Source organism: Candidatus Pelagibacter sp. RS39, assembly GCF_002101315.1.
In the GTDB taxonomy this organism is placed as follows: domain Bacteria; phylum Pseudomonadota; class Alphaproteobacteria; order Pelagibacterales; family Pelagibacteraceae; genus Pelagibacter.
The window spans coordinates 160,332-178,066 of sequence record NZ_CP020777.1 but is presented as its reverse complement, the minus strand read 5'-3'; the positions used below and the strand labels follow the sequence as shown (position 1 = coordinate 178,066).

Below are 17,735 nucleotides of genomic sequence, written 5' to 3'. Positions count from 1 at the left end.
AAAAATTATAACATTTTTTAATAAAAATTGCTCAATTATAATTTCAAATTTCTGATATAAATGTGAAATAAGTAAGATATTTCAAGGGTTATTTAATCTTATATAAAATGAGATCCTAAAGAATGTTTTTCAAGTAATTATATTAAAAAAATCACCAGGGTATTTCTTCACCCAATAAATTAATAAATTTTCCGTTTAATGATTGAACATTAGATGAAATCAAATCAATTATTAAATTAGCACAAACTTCGCTTTTAATTTGTCCTCCAGGATTCATTCCTGATTGAACATTGCCTGGATCTATAGCAAATACTATTGTTTTAAATCTATCATTTAAATCTACAGACATATTCTTTGTTATAGAATTCAAAGCTGTTTTTGAGGCTCTATATATATATGCGTTACCTTGATTATTTAACTTAATGCTGCCAGCATCGCTACTAATATTTATTAAAATCTCAAGATTTTTTGTAGATGATTTATCATCTAAAATTATTTGCATAATTTTTAAGATAGAAAATGAATTAACCATTAGAACTTCTTGAAATTTTTTAAAATCAAGTTTTTCTATTTGTTGGTCCTCGAAAGAACCTCCAAATACACCAGCACAATTAAATACCAAATCAATAGAGGTTTCCTTAATCTTTTCTTCAAGATCTTTGAATTCATGTATATTTCTTTGGTCATACTTTACTATTGTTAAATTTTTATTCTTTATACATTCTAGATTTTGAGAATTTTCTCGATAAGTTGCTAAAACTTTATTATCTAAAGCTAAAGTTTTTTTTGTTAAAGCGAGACCAATGCCAGAATTAGCTCCAGTTATTAAAATATTTTTATTATTTATATTTGCCAAATAATTTTTTTTTGAAAATTTTCTAGTATAAAAAAATTTTTTTATTTTTTTTCTTAATCCCATTAACTATTTTTTAGCATCAAACTGATCTACAAACTAGACTAAGTAAAAATATTTAATCCTAAAAAACTTTTAAAATGGTGGTTTTAATGAATAAAAAACACTCTTAATTATATAGTTAAATTGGTGGCGGAGAGAGTGGGATTCGAACCCACGGTACCTGTGAGGGTACACACACTTTCCAAGCGTGCGCCTTAAACCACTCGGCCATCTCTCCAAAAAAATTATCTGAAAAATTCTAAATTTTTACCAATTTTATCCTTCTTAGACAGAATTGGTTTTTTAATTGGCCATTTAATTTTAACTTCTTGATCTCTCCAATCTAAAGTTGTTTCACTTTCTTTATGTCTATACTCAGAACATTTATAATGAACTATACATTTATTCGATAAACATAAGAATCCATGAGCAAAACCCTCTGGAATGTAAAAAGAATACTCAGACTTATCTGATATTATTAAAGAATAATATTTTCCAAACGTTTTTGAATTTTTTCTTAAATCTACTGCAACATCCATAATTTTTCCTAAAACAACTGTAATGACTTTTGCCTGAGGTTTTTTAGTTTGTATATGTAAACCCCGGATTACATTTTTTTTTGATGATGACATTACATCAAATTTGAAATTTTTTTTAATCAAATTGTTTTTAAATACCTCTTTAAAAAAACCTCTATTATCAAAAAACATTTTTGTTTTAATTATCTTTAAACCAGCAATGTTAACATTTTTAATTTTCATTCAATTTATGAGTTAGATTTTTTTTCAAAAAAAGTCCAATACCATTCTAAATATTTTGTATTTTTTTTAAACCAAAAAGACAAATACCGTTCTGCTAGATACGCATATAAACGTTGTTGATCATAACCATTTAAATTTTTGAGCCCAAACTCTTTTTCGCAGCTGAAGAGCCATGAAAATAAACTTTTAAACCATTTATCAATTATTTTTTTTTTTGAAATAAACATTATATGTGGATTAAAACTACTATTTTCGTTCACAAATTTTCTAAATAAAGTTCTCTCATTTTTTTTTTTAAGATGATTTATGGCCTTGTCTAAAATTCCAAAACCATGGTGCATATCAAAATGAAGTTTAATATTTTGTTTTTTCTTATCATAGATTATAGAGGGATCTTTTAATAAGTTTTTGTATCCTCTTTTCAGGAGTTTCATTCTTTTAGGGTTATCAATTTTAATTGGTTTACATATAATGCTCTCATAATCTGACCATTTTTTGGGGGGTTTTTTAAGAATGTATTTTTGAAGTTGCTTAAAACTTGCTATTTTTTTTTTTGATTGAAGCCAAAATCTTCTTTTTTGGCAAAAACCAACCCACAAACTTTTATCTAGTTTTTTTAATTCATTTTTCCAAAACCAATAATGAAATGTTAATTCTGAATAATTTCTCTCTTTAGATTGTATGTTTTTTCCTGATAAACTTGAAATATATTTTTTTTTAAACTTTTTATTTCCTACACCAGCCAAATTTAAATTTAATTGTTCTAAGTGTTTTAACTCAACATTTGTCACACAATAAATTTTCATTTTAGCCATTAATTTTCTAAAATTTTACTTTTACTATTTTCTGAAGTTTTTTTATATTAATTGTGGAGTCAAAAGGCACCTTTATTTTCATGTTTTTATTTTGATAAATTTTTTTTACTTTTTTATTTTCTTTTTTCGCAAAATTATAAATATATTGTGCTTTTCCACCAATATTGATAATCCCTTGTTTATTTAAAAGCTTAAAAAGAATTTTTGCAACTTCATCATGGTACATGAAGCTAGTCTTTACATTTGCAAAAGCTTTTTTGTGTATGAACGGTTTTTCTGTCATACAAACCCTTAAAATTAAAGAATTTTTATATAATTTAACTGAACACTCACCACCTAGTTTTGACCAAGCATAATTATTAAAAGGTTTTAAGGGATCATCTTCATTATAGTTTCCATTTATTCCTGGGTATACATAATTAGTTGAAAAATAAATTAATTTAATATTTTTTTGAGAACAAGCCATTGTGACGTTTGCAGTCCCTATTATATTGAGATTAATACTTTTATTAATATCTTTTTCATGTAACTCCATTGGTCTTGAGAATCCAGCTAAATGAATAACGATGTCAGGTTTTGTTTTATTAAAATATTTTAACATGGAATTAAAATTTAGAATATTGAATTGATTTTTAGTTGGGAAAAAAAGCTTATGTTTAGTGGAAATACTTTTTAAGTGATTTCCAAATCTCCCTGTACCACCTGTTACTACTATATTTTTTTTCATAAAATAAGTTATTATTTTTTTTTTAAAATTGCTATTTCGTTAAAATTACCTTTATAAATTTCTATACTATCAATATTATATAAAAAATTATCTCTGTCATTTTTTTTGATATAATTTGAATTTAGTAATATTTTTTCTTCCTTAAATTTAAACAAGATTTCTCTGAGTGTTGGTTTTTCATTCTTAAGGTTCATATCTTTTCTTGTGTCAGGAAAATCAAGTTCTTCTATAATAAACAGACCTCCGCTATTCAATTTTTTAAAAAGCATAAACAAGCTTATAATTTGATCTTTCAAGGAATGTCCTGCATCCTCGATAATAATATCAAAATTATCAGAAAATTTATCAATTATATTTTTTTGTATAGAGTCTTCATTAGACGAATTTACATAGAAATTTTGAATTCTATTTGATCTATATCTAAATAAATCAGGGTAAATATCTGCAGCAAAAAATTTTGAATTTTTAAAATAAAAAAATAATGCAGCCGAGGCATTTCCGTGAAATGATCCTATTTCTAATATATTAAGATTTTTAGATTTCAGATTTTCGAAATATTTTTGATAAAAATTGCTATAGCCATGTCCTTTAATCTTTAGCGAAGTCCTCTTGGAAGGGTGCGCGTATTGGTTCTCAAATAGATTACCTTTATCACTATTAAAAAAATCAAATAATTTCCCTAAATCAGAAGTTTCAAACAAGCCGAATCCATCTATAAATTCATCTAAATTAATAATTTTTGGCAGATAGATTAAGTTAATAAAATATTTTATTGGAATAACAATTAGAATATATAATTTTAAAATATAATTTGCTTTTTTAAATCTATGTTCATAGTAAATCTTATAAAATGTTCGTAATTTCATATTATTTGACTTATATTCGAAAAGTTTAGCAAAGTAATTATTTAAATAATTTTAATGCTAATAAATGAATAAGATTAAAAAAAAACTTAGTTTTTTATACAAAAGTTTAATTAGATTATTGTTCATATTTATATATGGTAAAATAATTTTTTGTAAGAATCCTGAAAATGAAAAAGATATTTCAATTGAGGAAGTAAAAGATGAAAATCTTAAAGGTCCAGATAATCTTAAATATTTAATTTATAAAGTTAAAAATGGGAGAATATTTAATGATTTTGTAGAGAATGTTGCAATTATATCTGGTAATAAAATTATTGATAAAGTTTCTTACCAACAAGTTAAAGGTGAATTCAAAGATGCAAATCATAACTCGGTTCTTTATAAAGGGTCACCTTATTTAAAGAAAAAATTTAAAGGAAGAGTTTTATCATTAACTCAGGGAGCTAGTGGTCACAGAAATTATTTTCATTGGCTTTATGATATTTTACCCAAAATAAATATTTGCTCTAAAAATTATAATTTAAAAGAAATAGATTATTTGTATTTATCAAAGCTTGAAAAATATCAAAAATCAACCTTGGAAATTTTGGGTTATGATAATTTTAAAATAATTGAAGCAAATAAGAATAGACATATTCAAGCTGACGAGATCATTTGTTCTGAACACCCTTGGTATAAAAGAGGGTTTATATTGGAAGAGGCCAAGAGATTACCTGAATGGATTGTAAATTGGATATATGACTCATTTATTAATTATGGAAAACAATTCAATTGTAACGAAAGAATATTTATTGATAGAAGTGAGTCAACTTTTTCTCATTGTCAATTTATTAATAATAAAGAAATTATAAACTTCTTAGAAAATGAAGGTTTTACAAGTTATAAAGTTGGACAGCTAACATTTCAGGAGCAAATATATCTTTTTAATAATGCAAAAATAATTATAGGTGCTCATGGAGCAGCATTCGCAAATTTAGTATTTTGCAAAAAAAATACTAAAATCATTGAAATAAAACCAAAAAATCATCCAAACTATGTTGATCAACACATTTCAAAAATAAAGGAATTAAATTTTAATTTGATAGAAACTAACCATTTTGAAGATAAAGAAAAAAAAGGTGATATTTTTTTTAATCCAATGGACTTTAAGGAATTTTTATAAATTTTTAAATTTGACAAATTTTTTAAAAATTTTTGTCATATTAACCAAATCTTGATTTTTAAGACCTTGGTGGCACCCTATTAATATTCCATTTTCCATAACATCATCTGAGATTAAATGACTTTTATAATGTTTTTTATATTTCAAATTTTTCATAATAGGTTGTCTTAATATGTTGCCAGTGAAAATTGTTCTTGTTTGTATTTTATTTTTTTCAAAAAAAATTTGAAGTTGTCGTCTATTAAATTTATTATTTTTCTTAATTACCAAAGGGAAAGCTAACCAAGCTGTTTTCACATTTGAATAAAATTCAGGTAACTTGAAATAATCAGAAAACTTTTTAAAAAAATTTTTTAGAAATTCAAAATTTTTATTTCTGATTAAAATATTTTTATTTAATTTTTTTAATTGTTCCAATGCAAATGCTGCTGAAATTTCTGATGGAAGAAAATTATAACCTAGCTCAGAAAAAATATATTTTTTATCATACTGAATGCCTGAAACTTTTACGTTAAATCTTTTGGCAATATCTTCAGACTCATTAAAAACAGCTGATGATCTTCCCCAACCTCTTAATAACTTAGCTTTTTTATATAAATTATAATCGTTAAAACACACAATTCCACCGAATCCAGCTCCATTTATAATATGTGAGGCATAAAAACTATTTGTTGCAACGTCTGAATATTTACCATTAATGCTATTATTTATTTTATAGCCAATTGTGTCTGCTGAGTCCTCAATGACTCTCAAATTGTATTTTTTTGCTATTTGTGAAATTTTTTTCCAGTCAGGAATATTTCCCAATAAGTTTGGTATCATAATCGCAACTGTTTTTTTGTTAATACACTTTTCAATTTGATAAATATCGGCAACAAATTTATTCTCTAAAGCCCCAATAAAGTAAGGTACTAAACCTAATTGATAGATTGGTGCTATAGTTGTTGAAAATGTCAAAGATGGAGTGATTATTTCACTACCTTTCTTAAAATTCATTGAGCTCAGTGCTAACAAATTTGCAGAAGATCCAGAGTTAACCATAAGCCCATATTTTTTTCCAAAAATTTTTGATATTTTTTTTTCTAAATTTTTTACATTTTGTCCATCGATAAGAGATAAACTGTTATTTTTTAAAACTTTATTAACTGCATTTATTTCATTATGGTCATAGACAGCTTTACCGTAATAAATTTTTTTCATAATTTTAATTCATATATTAAATGATATAAAAGATCTATGAAGCAATATGACTTAACAAATAAAATTACGATAATAATTGTTTTATATAGGGAAGAATATAACCTTCTTTATAAAACTTTAGACAAAATAAGAGAATTTAAAAAGATAATAATTGATAATTCTAATAATGTAGATTTAAAAAATAAAGTAGAGGCAAACTTTAAAGTCGAAAAATACATATTAAATAAAAAAAATGTTGGTTTTTCTGCTGGATATAATCAGGGTGTCAAACTATGTGAAACAGATTTTTCTTTTATTCTTGGACCGGATTGTATTATTGAAACCAGAAGCATAATAAAATTATACGAAAATCTTACTCTTAATGAAAATTGTTTTTTGACGGCATCTACATCTTACAATGAAAATAACCAACTAACATATGCAGGAGGTTTATTGCCTGAAAATGGAGAAAAAGATTTTCCAATCAAATTAGAGGGAGATATATGTGTTGAAAATACTTTAGGGGCTTGCATGTTTTTTAGAAAGAAAGACTTTATTGATATAGGTTTATTTGATGAAAATTTTTTCATTTTTTTTTCTGATGATGATTTATGTAGAAAAATTAAAAAAAAAAATAAACATATAATTCAAGTATTTGATTCAAAATGTATTCATTCACATGGTATCAGTAAAGTAAAAAATGTTTTTGAAAAAATCTATTTAAGGGAACATTATTATCTTCTAGATAAATTTCATTATTTTCATAAATCAGATAATCATAAAGATATGATGAAAAATATCATTGATAAAAAAAATAATTATTTAATAAAGATAATTTTTTCTTTAATCACTGTAAGGTTCAAAAAAGTTGTGTATTATTTTGCTCGATACACCGCAATTTTAAAATTCAATAATTTTCTTAAAAAAAACTAAGCTAAAAAATCAGAAAATTTTTCTCTATTTTCTAATATATAACTGGGTAATTCCTCATCTTTTATAATTGTAAAATTAAAATCTCTATCAAATAAATCTTTATGAGAATTTATTTTTTCACTAATTTGATTAATATCTGTAAATTTCTTTTTATTAAACTCCGAGTGAGCAAATGATTTTATTTTTTTACTGACATCCTCGAGAGGCATTACAAAAGAAAAATGCCAGCCACCTTTATCTACAATGTTCCATTTGATTTTGTCCAATCTATAAAACGGATAATTTTTTACTTTTTGATTCCTTAACCATTGGGGATTTTTCAAATATTTTAATTTACACATTTTCGACCCATACCAATTTGGCTCAGAGGCGTTGAGTAAGTTAAATTTATAGTAAATCATTTTCTGTTTGAAAGCAGTATATTTTCTTTTATCTATAAGCACTTGGTTAATTTCTTCCAAATTTGGTATTTCATCAATGTCTGAAATAATTATGTAATCTTCTTGATGTGTATTTTCTAAAGCTTTTAAAATATAATTTCGATGATAATTCTCTCTTTCCCAATTATTAAAACCATTTGGAAAATCTTCTAATTTTAAATAAATGATTTTTTCTTTAAACTTTTTAAAGTTTTCTATATTGAAATTATAATTTTCTTTTATTACTCCACTGTGATTATATCTTGCCTCAATGATCACAAACTTATCAATATGTTTATCTAATAAATTTAACCTTAATTCTAATATTAGATCCTCATTATTATAAAGAAAACAATCTATGATATTCATTTTCAATCTTTGTTGATTTTTAAAACTCCTATAAAAGCTTCTTGCGGTATCTCTACTCTACCAAACTGTTTAGATCTTGCCTTTCCCTTTTTTTGTTTCTCCAATAACTTTCTTTTTCTGTCAATTGCGCCTCCCCCATGAATTTTAGTTAATACATCTTTCTTAAATCCCTTGATTGTTTCTCGCGCAATAATTTTGCCTCCTATAGCTGCTTGAACTGGTATCATAAAATTATGTCTAGGTATCAAATCTTTAAGTTTCTCACATACTTCTCTTCCAGTTTTTTGTGCGAAATCTTTATGTATCATCATGGCTAAGGCATCTACTGGTTCACCATTTACTAAAATTCCAAGTTTGACTAGATCACCTTCTCTATGATTAATAATCTCATAATCAAAACTTGCATATCCACTAGTCATTGATTTTATTCTATCATTGAAATCAAAGACAACTTCATTAAGAGGTAATTCATAATTTATTACAGCTCTATTCCCCGAATAAGAAAGGTTTGTTTGAATACCTCTCTTATCCTGACATAACTTAATTAGTGAACCTAAATATGTGTCTGGAGTTATAATTGTGGCTTTAATCCAAGGCTCCTCGATTGACTTGATTAATGTGGGATCTGGAAGTGAAGTGGGATTCTGTAAATCTATACTCTTTCCATTATTCAAATTCACTTTGTATACAACACCTGGGGTAGTTGTTAAAAGATTTACGTCAAATTCTCTTTCTAATCTTTCTGATATTATCTCCAAATGAAGCAATCCCAAAAATCCACATCTAAAACCAAGTCCTAAAGCTGATGAGGACTCAGGTTCAAAAGAAAAACTTGCATCGTTAAGTTGTAATTTAGCTAGACCATCTTTTAGTTTTTGATATTCAGAACTATCTACCGGAAATAAACCACAAAACACAACTGGTTTGCTGGGTTTAAAACCTGGCAAAGGATCTACCAATTCTTTGGTAGCATCACAAATAGTATCACCAACTTTTGTTTCTGATAAAACTTTAATTCCAGTTGTAATGAAGCCTATTTCACCAGTATTTAGTTCATCTATATTTTTTGCTTTTGGAGTAAATACTCCAACTTTTTCAACAATATAATCTTGATTTGTAGAAAGCATTTTTATTTTCATATTTTTTTTTAGTCGACCATTTATAACTCTTACCAAAATTACAACACCAAGATAAGTGTCATACCAGCTGTCAACCAGTAAACATTTTAAATCTTTATCAATTTCTCCTTCAGGACCAGGAAGTTGGTTAATTATTTGTTCTAAGATTTCACTTATACCTTCTCCAGTTTTGCCAGAACAAGGGACTGCTTTATCAGTATCAATCCCTATAACATCTTCAATTTGCTTTTTAGTTCTGTCTAGGTCTGACGCTGGTAAATCAATCTTATTAAGAACTGGAATAATTTCATGATCAATGTCTAAAGCTTGATATACATTAGCCAATGTTTGAGCTTCGACACCTTGTGTGCTATCAACAATTAATATTGATCCCTCACATGCATATAACGATCTACTCACTTCATAGCTAAAATCGACATGACCTGGTGTATCAATAATATTTAATATGTAATTTTTTCCATTTTTAGATTTATAATTTAATTTAACAGTTTGGGCTTTGATTGTAATTCCTCGCTCTCTTTCGATATCCATTGAGTCTAGAACCTGCTCTTTCATTTCCCTCTCTGTCAGGCCTCCACACTTATGGATAATTCTATCTGCTATCGTTGATTTACCGTGATCGATGTGCGCAATTATTGCAAAATTTCTAATATTATCAATAGTGCTCATTTGAGTATTAGGATCGAATTTTAGCGCCAGTTTTATTTTCAACTGTCTTTATTATCAAGTTATTAATTTGTTCTAAATCAGCCTCATTTAAAGTTTTTTCAGATGACTGTATTGTTACACTGATTGCAATTGATTTTTGGTTTTCGGGGATATTATCACCTTGATAAAGGTCAAAAACTTTAACATCTTTCACTAAACTTTTATCAATATTAGAAATACAATTTATCAAATCTTGGGCATTCACATCTTTGTTTACTAAAAATGCAAAATCTCTTTCTGACTTTTGATAGTCAGAAAACGAAAATTTTACTTTAAGATCATTTAGAGTTTTCTCCGGTAATTTTAAATTATCCATAAAAATCTCAAAACCAACTAAAGCCTCAGTTTTCATATCAATCTGCTTTAAAATATTAGGATGTATTTCTCCAAAATATGCAGCCATTTGATCTTTTCCATTATCTAAAAATAATCTTCCTGATTTACCAGGGTGATAATAATCAGGTGTTTTGTTATCAACAAAAAATTTTTGAGAGTCATAACCAGCTTCAACTAAAGTTTGGATTACGTCTCTTTTCGCATCAAATACATCTATGTTTCTATCTTTTTCAATCCAAGATAATCTTGATTTTTTTCCTGCTGACAAACCACAGATTACTGTATTCTGTTCACCAGGATTAAGACCGTTAAAAATAGGGCCTATTTCAAATATTGATAAATCCTTAAAACCTCTATCGAGATTTTTATTCATGTACATGATTAAATTAGAAAATATCGAATTCCTTAAAACTCCTAATTCCGAACTTATAGGATTAATAATTTTAATCTCTTTTTTTGTATCTCTAAAATAGTCATTATAACGTTGGTCTGTGAACGACCAAGTGATTGTCTCCAAATAACCTTTGGAGGCAATTGATCTTTGTAAAAAATGAAATAATTTCTGAAATTTATTTAAAGTAGGTTTTTTTCTTTGTTTAATTGGCTCTATATACTTTATCTTTTCATAACCACTTATTCTTACCAACTCCTCAACAATATCTACTTCCTGTGAAATATCTGGTCTCCATGAAGGGACGGCTAATTTGAGTCTTTTCTTATCCTTTTTAACTTCAAAACCAAGATCCTCCAAAATTTTAATCATTTCTTTAAAAGAGATTTTAAAACCAGATATTTTTTCAAAAATATTTGGGTCAAATACTATTTTTTTTGTTTTGTAAGTCTCTAATTTTTGAATATCAATTTTGCTAATTTCGCCACCACAAATCTCTTTTATTAATTTCGCAGCTTTATTTAAACCATCTTCGATTGATAACGGATCTACACCTCTTTCAAATCTAAACTTTGCATCAGTTTCGAGATTCAATATTTTTGCTGTCTTTCTTATTGACCCTGGTTCAAAATAAGCTGACTCAAGTAATATATTTTTTGTATCAAGTTCTGTACCAGATCTTGTGCCACCAATAATTCCTCCAAGTCCTAAAACACCTCTATTATCGCTAATAACACACATGCCACTCTCCAATTTATAATTTTTATTATCAAGTGCTGTGAACTCTTCTCCAGGCTGAGAGTTTCGAACAATTATACCTTTTTCAATTTTATCAGCATCATAAGCATGCAATGGACGATTAATATCAAGCATAACATAGTTTGTAATGTCAACTATTGCTGAAATAGGTTTTTGACCAATAGAAATTAATTTATCTTTAAGCCATTGAGGGCTTTCTGAATTTTTTACATTTGTTATTAAACAACTTCCAAACGCAGTGCATCCTTGTCCTTTTTCTTTATTAATTTTTACATTTAAGGTGTGTTTGTTTTTTGAATGAATTTTTTTTTCATTAAAATCTACTAATTTTCCAAAACCTGATGCGGCAAGATCTCTTGCAATTCCTCTAATTCCAAGACAATCTGGTCTATTGGGTGTTATAGATAAATCAATAAGGTTTGATTTTGATTTTGAAAAATAACTTTTACCAATATTCTTTTTATATCCCATTGGTAATTCGGTAATTCCATCGCTCTGATCAGACAAATTTAATTCAGATTCAGAACAAAGCATTCCGTAAGAGGTAATACCCCTAATTTTAGCAACTACTAATTTCATCTTTGTTTTGGGTATTACTGCACCTGGAGGAGCATATATAGTAAGTAACCCCTCTTTTGCATTTGCAGCACCACATACAACTTTTTTAATTTCATTTTTTCCAATATTTACATCACACACTTTTAGTCGATCTGCATTTGGGTGTTTTTCAGTTTTTATTATTTCAGCTACTTTGAATAATTCGTTATCAGCAGAGAGATTTTCTACACTTTCTACTTCTAGACCAATATTGGTAAGTTGCTCTAAAAGATTTTTTTCTTTCAAATTTGTCTTTAAATGATCTTTTAGCCAATCAAATGTTACTTTCATCGACTAAGACCTCTGTAATTTGTAGGTACATCTAAAGGGTCAAATCCAAAATGATTTAACCATCTATAATCACAATCAAAAAAAGCTCTTAAATCGTTTATCCCATATTTCAACATAGCAAGTCTATCAATCCCAATACCAAATGCGTATCCCTGAAACTTCGTTGGGTCTACTTTAACGTTTTTTAAGACGTTCGGATGAACCATTCCACATCCTAAAATCTCTAACCATTGATTGCCTTCTCCTATTACAATTTTTCCATCCTTCATCTCATACCCAATATCAACTTCAGCAGATGGTTCTGTAAAAGGAAAATGGCTCGGTCTAAATCTCATCTTAATTTTATCTACTTCAAAAAATTCTTTGATAAAATAATTTAAACATCCCTTTAGATGACCCATATTTATATTCTTATCTATATGAAGTCCCTCAACCTGATGAAACATTGGTGAGTGAGTTTGATCACTATCTGATCTGTAAGTTCTTCCAGGTGCAATAATTTTAAATGGCGGCTTACCTTTTAACATAGTCCTTATTTGAACTGGGGAGGTATGTGTTCTCAATAATTTCTGTTTTTTTTCATCTAGATAAAAAGTATCATGCATGTCTCTAGCTGGATGATTTTCAGGTGTATTTAGTGCTGTAAAATTATTATATTCATTCTCAACGTCTGGCCCTTCCTCAACGCTAAAACCTATTTCAGAAAAAATTGATGATATTTCGTCGATCGTTTGTGAAACTGGATGAATTTTTCCTCGAACAAATGGTCTCTCAGGTAAAGTAATATCAATTTTCTCTTTTTCTAATTTTTTGTTAATTTCAGCATTTTCTACTTCATTTATTTTTGAGTTTATTAAATCTTGGAGTTCATCTTTTATAGTGTTTAAGTCAGAGGCAAATTTTTTTCTTTCTGACTCTGCTATTGTTCCAATTTTTTTAAATTGAGTTGAAATTAATCCACTTTTACCAAATAGATCAGATTTAATTTGGTTAATTTCTGAAATATCTAATTTTCCCTTTAATTTTAAGAGAAATTCATCTTTTATTTTTTTAAGATCTGACATTTTTACAGATTATTTCTTCAGAGAAATAAAACAATAGTGAAGATTAATTTAAAGCAGATTGAGCTTTTTGAACGATAGTTTTAAAGGCTTCCGGACTATCAAACGCTATCTCAGCTAGAATTTTTCGATCAATTTTTATTCCACATTTATGTAATCCGTTAATAAACTTAGAATATGTCAAACCTTCTGCTCTCACCCCAGCATTTATTCTTTGTATCCACAGTGATTTAAAATCTCTTTTCTTATTTCTACGATCTCTGTATGCATATTGCATAGCTTTTTCCATAGCTTGCTTCGCAACTCTGATGGTATTTTTTCTTCTGCCCCATTGGCCCTTAACAGCTTTTAAAACTTTTTTATGTTTTGCTCTACTAGTTACACCTCTTTTAACTCTTGCCATATTAACCCCTTAGACTGTAAGGCATATATGACTTAACAATTTTACTGTCTTGTTTCGACATAGTTGTAGTGCCCCTTAATTTTCTTATTTGAGAATTTGTTCGTTTTATCATGCCATGTCTTTTACCAGCTTGGGCCATTATTACTTTACCCTTTGCAGATATTTTAAACCTTTTTTTTGCAGAGCTTTTTGTTTTTAATTTTGGCATAATTTTGCGAGTTTATACAAAGAATGTTATTAATTTACAACTACTATTAAAGCTTATAAAGGCTGAATTACCATAATCATTTGCTTTCCATCAAACTTCGGGTGCAATTCTACCTTACCAATTTCTTTCATATCCTCTTTTATCTTAGTCATTAACTCATTGCCTAAATGTGAATGTTGAAGTTCTCTTCCCTTGAATCTTATTGTAAATTTTACTTTGTCACCTTTTGCAATAAATTTTTTTGCATTTTTGACCTTGAACTCATAATCATGTGTTTCGGTTACGGGTCTCATCTTAATTTCTTTTAGTGCAATAATTTTTTGTTTTTTTTTTGCAAGGTTTGCTTTTTTTTGCGCATCATACTTATACTTTCCCATATCCATGATTTTGCAAACTGGTGGTTTGGCATTTGGAGCTATCTCAATTAAATCTAAACCCTGATTTCTTGCCATCGATATTGCCTCATTTGTGCTTATCACACCAAGATTTTCTCCATCACTACCTATAACTTGAACTTCTGGAGACGAAATTCTGTTGTTAGATCTTGGACCTCGATCTTTAATTCTTCTCTGAAAATAATTTTGCTTAAAATCTGTCACTTAAATTGAGGGTGCTTTATTTAAAGCAGAAAATGTTTTTAAAAATTTATTTAATTCCATATTTTCTTGTTTATTAGAATCCAATCTTCTAATAGTTACCGAGTTACTGTCAACTTCTTTTTTACCACAAATTAATAAAATAGGGACTTTTGCAAGGGAATGTTCTCTTATTTTATAATTCAAATTATGATTTTTTAAATCGACTGTTGAACTCATCCCAGCTTCTTTTATTTTTTTTGAAACTTTTATTGCATATTCCTCAAAATCTCCTGAGATAGGAATTACTACTATTTGTAATGGAGATATCCAAAATGGAAACTTTCCAGCATAATTTTCAATTAAAATTCCAATAAATCTTTCAAGTGATCCAAACAATGCTCTATGTAACATCACAGGAACTTTTTTTGTTCCATCTTTATCTACATAAGTAGCATCTAATCTTCCAGGTAAGTTTAAATCTACTTGTACTGTTCCACATTGCCAATCTCTACCAATTGCATCTCTTAAAACAAATTCTATTTTTGGACCATAAAAGGCTCCTTCTCCCTTATTAATACTGTACTCTAATTTAGTTGCTTTTACTGCCTCCAGTAATGAAGCCTCAGCTTTATCCCAAACTTTATCTTCGCCCACTCTTACTTCTGGTCTGTCAGCATATTTCAAAACCACTTTTTCAAAACCTAAATCTTTATAAATATCTAAAATTAAATTAGTTACATTTAAACACTCACTAGTGATTTGATCTTCCGAACAAAAAATATGAGCATCATCTTGTGTAAAAGCCCTTACTCTTAGAAGTCCATGCAAAGCACCTGAGGGCTCATATCGATGTACTTTGCCAAATTCTGTTATTCTTAATGGTAAGTCTCTATAACTTTTTAAACCTTGATTAAAAACTTGTATATGACCTGGACAATTCATAGGTTTTATCGCAAAAACTTTTTCATCAGGAGTCTCGGATGTATACATGTTTTCTCCATATTTTTCCCAATGTCCCGATTTTTCCCATAATAATCTATCTAATACCTCTGGGGTATTTACTTCCTTATATCCTGCTGCATCTTGCCGAGCCCGCATGTAGTTAATCAATTTTTGAAATAATGCCCAACCCTTCTCATGCCAGAAAACAGATCCTGGGCTTTCCTCTCTGAAATGAAACAAATCCATTTCTTTACCAAGTTTTCTGTGATCTCTTTTCTCTGCTTCCTCAATTCTTTTTAAATAATCATCTAAATCTTTTTGAGCGGCCCAGCCAGTTCCGTAAATTCTTTGTAACATTTCATTATTTGAATCTCCACGCCAATATGCTCCAGCAACTTTTGTAAGTTTAAAAGCTTTACCAATTTTGCCAGATGAAACTAAGTGTGGACCTCTACATAAGTCATACCAAGTATCACCATGATGATAAACAGTTAGTTCTTCGCCCTCAGGTATACTCTCTATTATCTCTGCTTTATAGTTTTCACCAATTTCTTTAAAATGGCTTATTGCTTTATCTCTTTTCCAAACCTCTCTTTTTGTTTTTATATCTTTGTCAACTATTTCAGACATTTTTTTTTCTATTTTTTCTAGATCATCCTCTGTAAAGGGTTCTTTGCGAGCAAAATCATAATAAAAACCATTTTCAATTACAGGTCCAATAGTTACTTGCGTACCAGGGTATAATTCTTGAACAGCCATCGCCATGATATGAGCGGTATCATGTCTAATAACCTCAAGTCCTTCAGGGTCTTTTGCAGTAAAAATTTTTACTGAACAATCTTTTTTAATTGAAAAATATAGATCTTTTAGCTCACCGTTCACACTCATTATCAATGCTTGTTTTGATAATGACTTACTTATTTTTTCTGCAATATCTAAACCTGTAACCTCTTTTGGAAATTCAATATTTTTTCCATCTGGTAGTGTAATTATAGGCATTTAGTTTAATAGTCTTTTATACTCTGAATATGTAGAAAAACACATTTTTTCAACATTAAATTTTTTAATTATATTACTTCTTCCCTCTTTGCCCATTAGATTTATAGATGTTTCATCCATTGTTAATCCACGAATTATTTTTTTACTTAAAGACTCTGCATCTCCTGATTTAAACAAAAAGCCTGTTTTTTCATCATTAATTGTCTCGTTAGATCCTCCAATATTACTAGCTATAATTAATTTTTCCATTGATTGTGCCTCTACTGCTACTCTTCCAAAAGCTTCTGGTTCTATTGAGGCTGATATAATTATATCCGAAACTTTATAGGCTAACGCCATATCCTCACAATGATCTATAAATCTTATTTGGTTTGTTAAACGATATTGCTCTGTAAGACGAATTAATTTTTTTTTATATAGATCTCTTCCTTGATCATTTCCAAGTATAACCGCGTGAAAAGCTTCATAACCTAATTCAATTTTAACTAAGTTAATTGCCTCAATAAACAATTCTTGTCCTTTCCATGAAGTAAGCCTACCAGGCATTAGAATTATTTTTTTTTCATCATTTATATTCCATTTTTGAAGTAAATTTTTTTCATCATTTTCTAATTTTGTAGAAGAGTCAAAATAATCAACATTTATTCCTCTAAAAATAACTAAAAATTTTTTTCGGCTTGTCAAAAATTCAGAATAGTTTTCTTTAATATGAGAAAAAATAAAATTTGATCCCGCAATTATCAAATCAGATCTTACCATGACAGAATTGTAAAATTTTTTAAGCTTACCACTAAAATTGTAAGTTCCATGAAATGTGGTTACAAACTTTCTATTTGTTAACTTTGTTGCAAATAAACAAGACCAAGCTGGTGCTCTACTTCTTGCGTGAACAATTGAGATTTTAAAAAACAAAATTATCCCAATTAATAAAATTGTATTGATCAAAATCAATAAAGGATTTTTGCTGTGTACTGGAAGTTTAATTAATTTTACTTTTTTTTTATCCACAAATTTTGTTAATTCCCCTCCACTAGTTACTATAAAAGACTCACACCCATTTTCTGGTAAATAATGAGCAATATCATAACATCCAGTTTCTGCACCCCCATAACCTAATTTTGGTATCACTTGTAAGACTTTTATATTAGATGACATGTAAAAAGATTATATAATAATAGAGATAACTAATAAACTTTT

Annotated in this window: 17 protein-coding genes and 1 tRNA gene; 2 read left to right on the top strand and 16 right to left on the bottom strand. The window is 27.9% G+C overall.

Annotated elements, in window-relative coordinates; all coding sequences use genetic code 11:
* Positions 1 to 151: 151 nt before the first annotated feature.
* The 6 genes from B5L73_RS00970 to B5L73_RS00945 all read right to left on the bottom strand — a co-directional run bounded on the left by B5L73_RS00970 (position 152) and on the right by B5L73_RS00945 (position 4,064).
* Complete coding sequence (locus B5L73_RS00970) at positions 152 to 919, bottom strand: SDR family NAD(P)-dependent oxidoreductase (RefSeq protein WP_085146907.1); 768 nt, start codon at positions 917 to 919, stop codon at positions 152 to 154.
* 124 nt (positions 920 to 1,043) lie between these two features.
* Positions 1,044 to 1,133 (bottom strand) — tRNA-Ser (locus B5L73_RS00965).
* Between the two features lie 7 nt (positions 1,134 to 1,140).
* On the bottom strand, positions 1,141 to 1,656 hold the full coding sequence (gene rfbC, locus B5L73_RS00960; protein ID WP_085146906.1) for a dTDP-4-dehydrorhamnose 3,5-epimerase: 516 nt from the start codon (positions 1,654 to 1,656) through the stop codon (positions 1,141 to 1,143).
* 5 nt (positions 1,657 to 1,661) lie between these two features.
* Positions 1,662 to 2,471, bottom strand: a complete 810-nt coding sequence (locus B5L73_RS00955) for a DUF4422 domain-containing protein (RefSeq protein WP_085146904.1) — start codon at positions 2,469 to 2,471, stop codon at positions 1,662 to 1,664.
* Between the two features lie 7 nt (positions 2,472 to 2,478).
* Positions 2,479 to 3,198, bottom strand: a complete 720-nt coding sequence (locus tag B5L73_RS00950) for a sugar nucleotide-binding protein (protein ID WP_085146902.1) — start codon at positions 3,196 to 3,198, stop codon at positions 2,479 to 2,481.
* A gap of 11 nt (positions 3,199 to 3,209) precedes the next feature.
* Entirely contained in the window at positions 3,210 to 4,064 is an 855-nt protein-coding gene (locus tag B5L73_RS00945) for a hypothetical protein (RefSeq protein WP_085146900.1), read from the bottom strand.
* A 64-nt stretch (positions 4,065 to 4,128) separates the two neighbouring features.
* On the opposite strand from B5L73_RS00945, the gene B5L73_RS00940 reads away from it, so the two are divergent.
* Complete coding sequence (locus B5L73_RS00940) at positions 4,129 to 5,226, top strand: glycosyltransferase family 61 protein (protein WP_085146898.1); 1,098 nt, start codon at positions 4,129 to 4,131, stop codon at positions 5,224 to 5,226.
* On the opposite strand, the gene B5L73_RS00935 is transcribed toward B5L73_RS00940, so the two are convergent.
* Positions 5,221 to 6,426 (bottom strand): DegT/DnrJ/EryC1/StrS family aminotransferase, encoded by a 1,206-nt coding sequence (locus B5L73_RS00935; protein ID WP_085146896.1) that lies wholly within the window; start codon positions 6,424 to 6,426, stop codon positions 5,221 to 5,223. The genes B5L73_RS00940 and B5L73_RS00935 overlap by 6 nt on opposite strands.
* Before the next feature lie 36 nt (positions 6,427 to 6,462).
* Between B5L73_RS00935 and B5L73_RS00930 the strand changes: the two genes are divergently transcribed.
* Positions 6,463 to 7,338, top strand: coding sequence for a glycosyltransferase family 2 protein (locus tag B5L73_RS00930; RefSeq protein WP_085146894.1), 876 nt, complete (start codon positions 6,463 to 6,465; stop codon positions 7,336 to 7,338).
* Here B5L73_RS00930 and B5L73_RS00925 read toward each other — a convergent pair.
* Genes B5L73_RS00925 through B5L73_RS00885 form a run of 9 tightly spaced genes read right to left on the bottom strand, consistent with a single transcriptional unit; the run spans position 7,335 to position 17,693 of the window.
* Positions 7,335 to 8,126 (bottom strand): hypothetical protein, encoded by a 792-nt coding sequence (locus tag B5L73_RS00925; RefSeq protein WP_085146892.1) that lies wholly within the window; start codon positions 8,124 to 8,126, stop codon positions 7,335 to 7,337. The two genes, B5L73_RS00930 and B5L73_RS00925, sit on opposite strands and share 4 nt — an antisense overlap.
* Positions 8,127 to 8,128: 2 nt before the next feature.
* Positions 8,129 to 9,934 (bottom strand): translation elongation factor 4, encoded by a 1,806-nt coding sequence (gene lepA / locus B5L73_RS00920; RefSeq protein WP_085146890.1) that lies wholly within the window; start codon positions 9,932 to 9,934, stop codon positions 8,129 to 8,131.
* Positions 9,935 to 9,941: 7 nt separating this feature from the next.
* A complete protein-coding gene (pheT, locus tag B5L73_RS00915; RefSeq protein WP_085146888.1) occupies positions 9,942 to 12,347 on the bottom strand; it encodes a phenylalanine--tRNA ligase subunit beta in 2,406 nt (801 codons plus the stop codon).
* Complete coding sequence (gene pheS, locus B5L73_RS00910) at positions 12,344 to 13,411, bottom strand: phenylalanine--tRNA ligase subunit alpha (protein WP_085146886.1); 1,068 nt, start codon at positions 13,409 to 13,411, stop codon at positions 12,344 to 12,346. The genes pheT and pheS overlap by 4 nt, the downstream gene beginning before the upstream one ends.
* Positions 13,412 to 13,454: 43 nt before the next feature.
* Positions 13,455 to 13,811 carry a 50S ribosomal protein L20 gene (gene rplT, locus B5L73_RS00905; RefSeq protein ID WP_085146884.1) on the bottom strand — a complete coding sequence of 119 codons (357 nt, stop codon included), beginning with the start codon at positions 13,809 to 13,811 and terminating at the stop codon, positions 13,455 to 13,457.
* A 1-nt stretch (position 13,812) separates the two neighbouring features.
* Positions 13,813 to 14,019: a 50S ribosomal protein L35 gene (gene rpmI, locus B5L73_RS00900; protein WP_085146883.1), complete on the bottom strand. Its 207-nt coding sequence runs from the start codon at positions 14,017 to 14,019 to the stop codon at positions 13,813 to 13,815.
* 53 nt (positions 14,020 to 14,072) lie between these two features.
* Positions 14,073 to 14,618 carry a translation initiation factor IF-3 gene (gene infC / locus B5L73_RS00895; RefSeq protein ID WP_085146881.1) on the bottom strand — a complete coding sequence of 182 codons (546 nt, stop codon included), beginning with the start codon at positions 14,616 to 14,618 and terminating at the stop codon, positions 14,073 to 14,075.
* Entirely contained in the window at positions 14,619 to 16,538 is a 1,920-nt protein-coding gene (thrS, locus tag B5L73_RS00890) for a threonine--tRNA ligase (RefSeq protein ID WP_085146879.1), read from the bottom strand.
* Complete coding sequence (locus tag B5L73_RS00885; RefSeq protein ID WP_085146877.1) at positions 16,539 to 17,693, bottom strand: glycosyltransferase family 4 protein; 1,155 nt, start codon at positions 17,691 to 17,693, stop codon at positions 16,539 to 16,541.
* Between the last annotated feature and the right edge of the window lie 42 nt (positions 17,694 to 17,735).

What these genes read in the sequence shown, in the direction of transcription:
- B5L73_RS00970 (WP_085146907.1), bottom strand. Translation starts at nt 919, where the DNA reads ATGGGATTAAGAAAAAAAATAAAAAAATTTTTTTATACTAGAAAATTT.
- rfbC (WP_085146906.1), bottom strand. Translation starts at nt 1,656, where the DNA reads ATGAAAATTAAAAATGTTAACATTGCTGGTTTAAAGATAATTAAAACA.
- B5L73_RS00955 (WP_085146904.1), bottom strand. Translation starts at nt 2,471, where the DNA reads ATGGCTAAAATGAAAATTTATTGTGTGACAAATGTTGAGTTAAAACAC.
- B5L73_RS00950 (WP_085146902.1), bottom strand. Translation starts at nt 3,198, where the DNA reads ATGAAAAAAAATATAGTAGTAACAGGTGGTACAGGGAGATTTGGAAAT.
- B5L73_RS00945 (WP_085146900.1), bottom strand. Translation starts at nt 4,064, where the DNA reads ATGAAATTACGAACATTTTATAAGATTTACTATGAACATAGATTTAAA.
- B5L73_RS00940 (WP_085146898.1), top strand. Translation starts at nt 4,129, where the DNA reads ATGAATAAGATTAAAAAAAAACTTAGTTTTTTATACAAAAGTTTAATT.
- B5L73_RS00935 (WP_085146896.1), bottom strand. Translation starts at nt 6,426, where the DNA reads ATGAAAAAAATTTATTACGGTAAAGCTGTCTATGACCATAATGAAATA.
- B5L73_RS00930 (WP_085146894.1), top strand. Translation starts at nt 6,463, where the DNA reads ATGAAGCAATATGACTTAACAAATAAAATTACGATAATAATTGTTTTA.
- B5L73_RS00925 (WP_085146892.1), bottom strand. Translation starts at nt 8,126, where the DNA reads ATGAATATCATAGATTGTTTTCTTTATAATAATGAGGATCTAATATTA.
- lepA (WP_085146890.1), bottom strand. Translation starts at nt 9,934, where the DNA reads ATGAGCACTATTGATAATATTAGAAATTTTGCAATAATTGCGCACATC.
- pheT (WP_085146888.1), bottom strand. Translation starts at nt 12,347, where the DNA reads ATGAAAGTAACATTTGATTGGCTAAAAGATCATTTAAAGACAAATTTG.
- pheS (WP_085146886.1), bottom strand. Translation starts at nt 13,411, where the DNA reads ATGTCAGATCTTAAAAAAATAAAAGATGAATTTCTCTTAAAATTAAAG.
- rplT (WP_085146884.1), bottom strand. Translation starts at nt 13,811, where the DNA reads ATGGCAAGAGTTAAAAGAGGTGTAACTAGTAGAGCAAAACATAAAAAA.
- rpmI (WP_085146883.1), bottom strand. Translation starts at nt 14,019, where the DNA reads ATGCCAAAATTAAAAACAAAAAGCTCTGCAAAAAAAAGGTTTAAAATA.
- thrS (WP_085146879.1), bottom strand. Translation starts at nt 16,538, where the DNA reads ATGCCTATAATTACACTACCAGATGGAAAAAATATTGAATTTCCAAAA.
- B5L73_RS00885 (WP_085146877.1), bottom strand. Translation starts at nt 17,693, where the DNA reads ATGTCATCTAATATAAAAGTCTTACAAGTGATACCAAAATTAGGTTAT.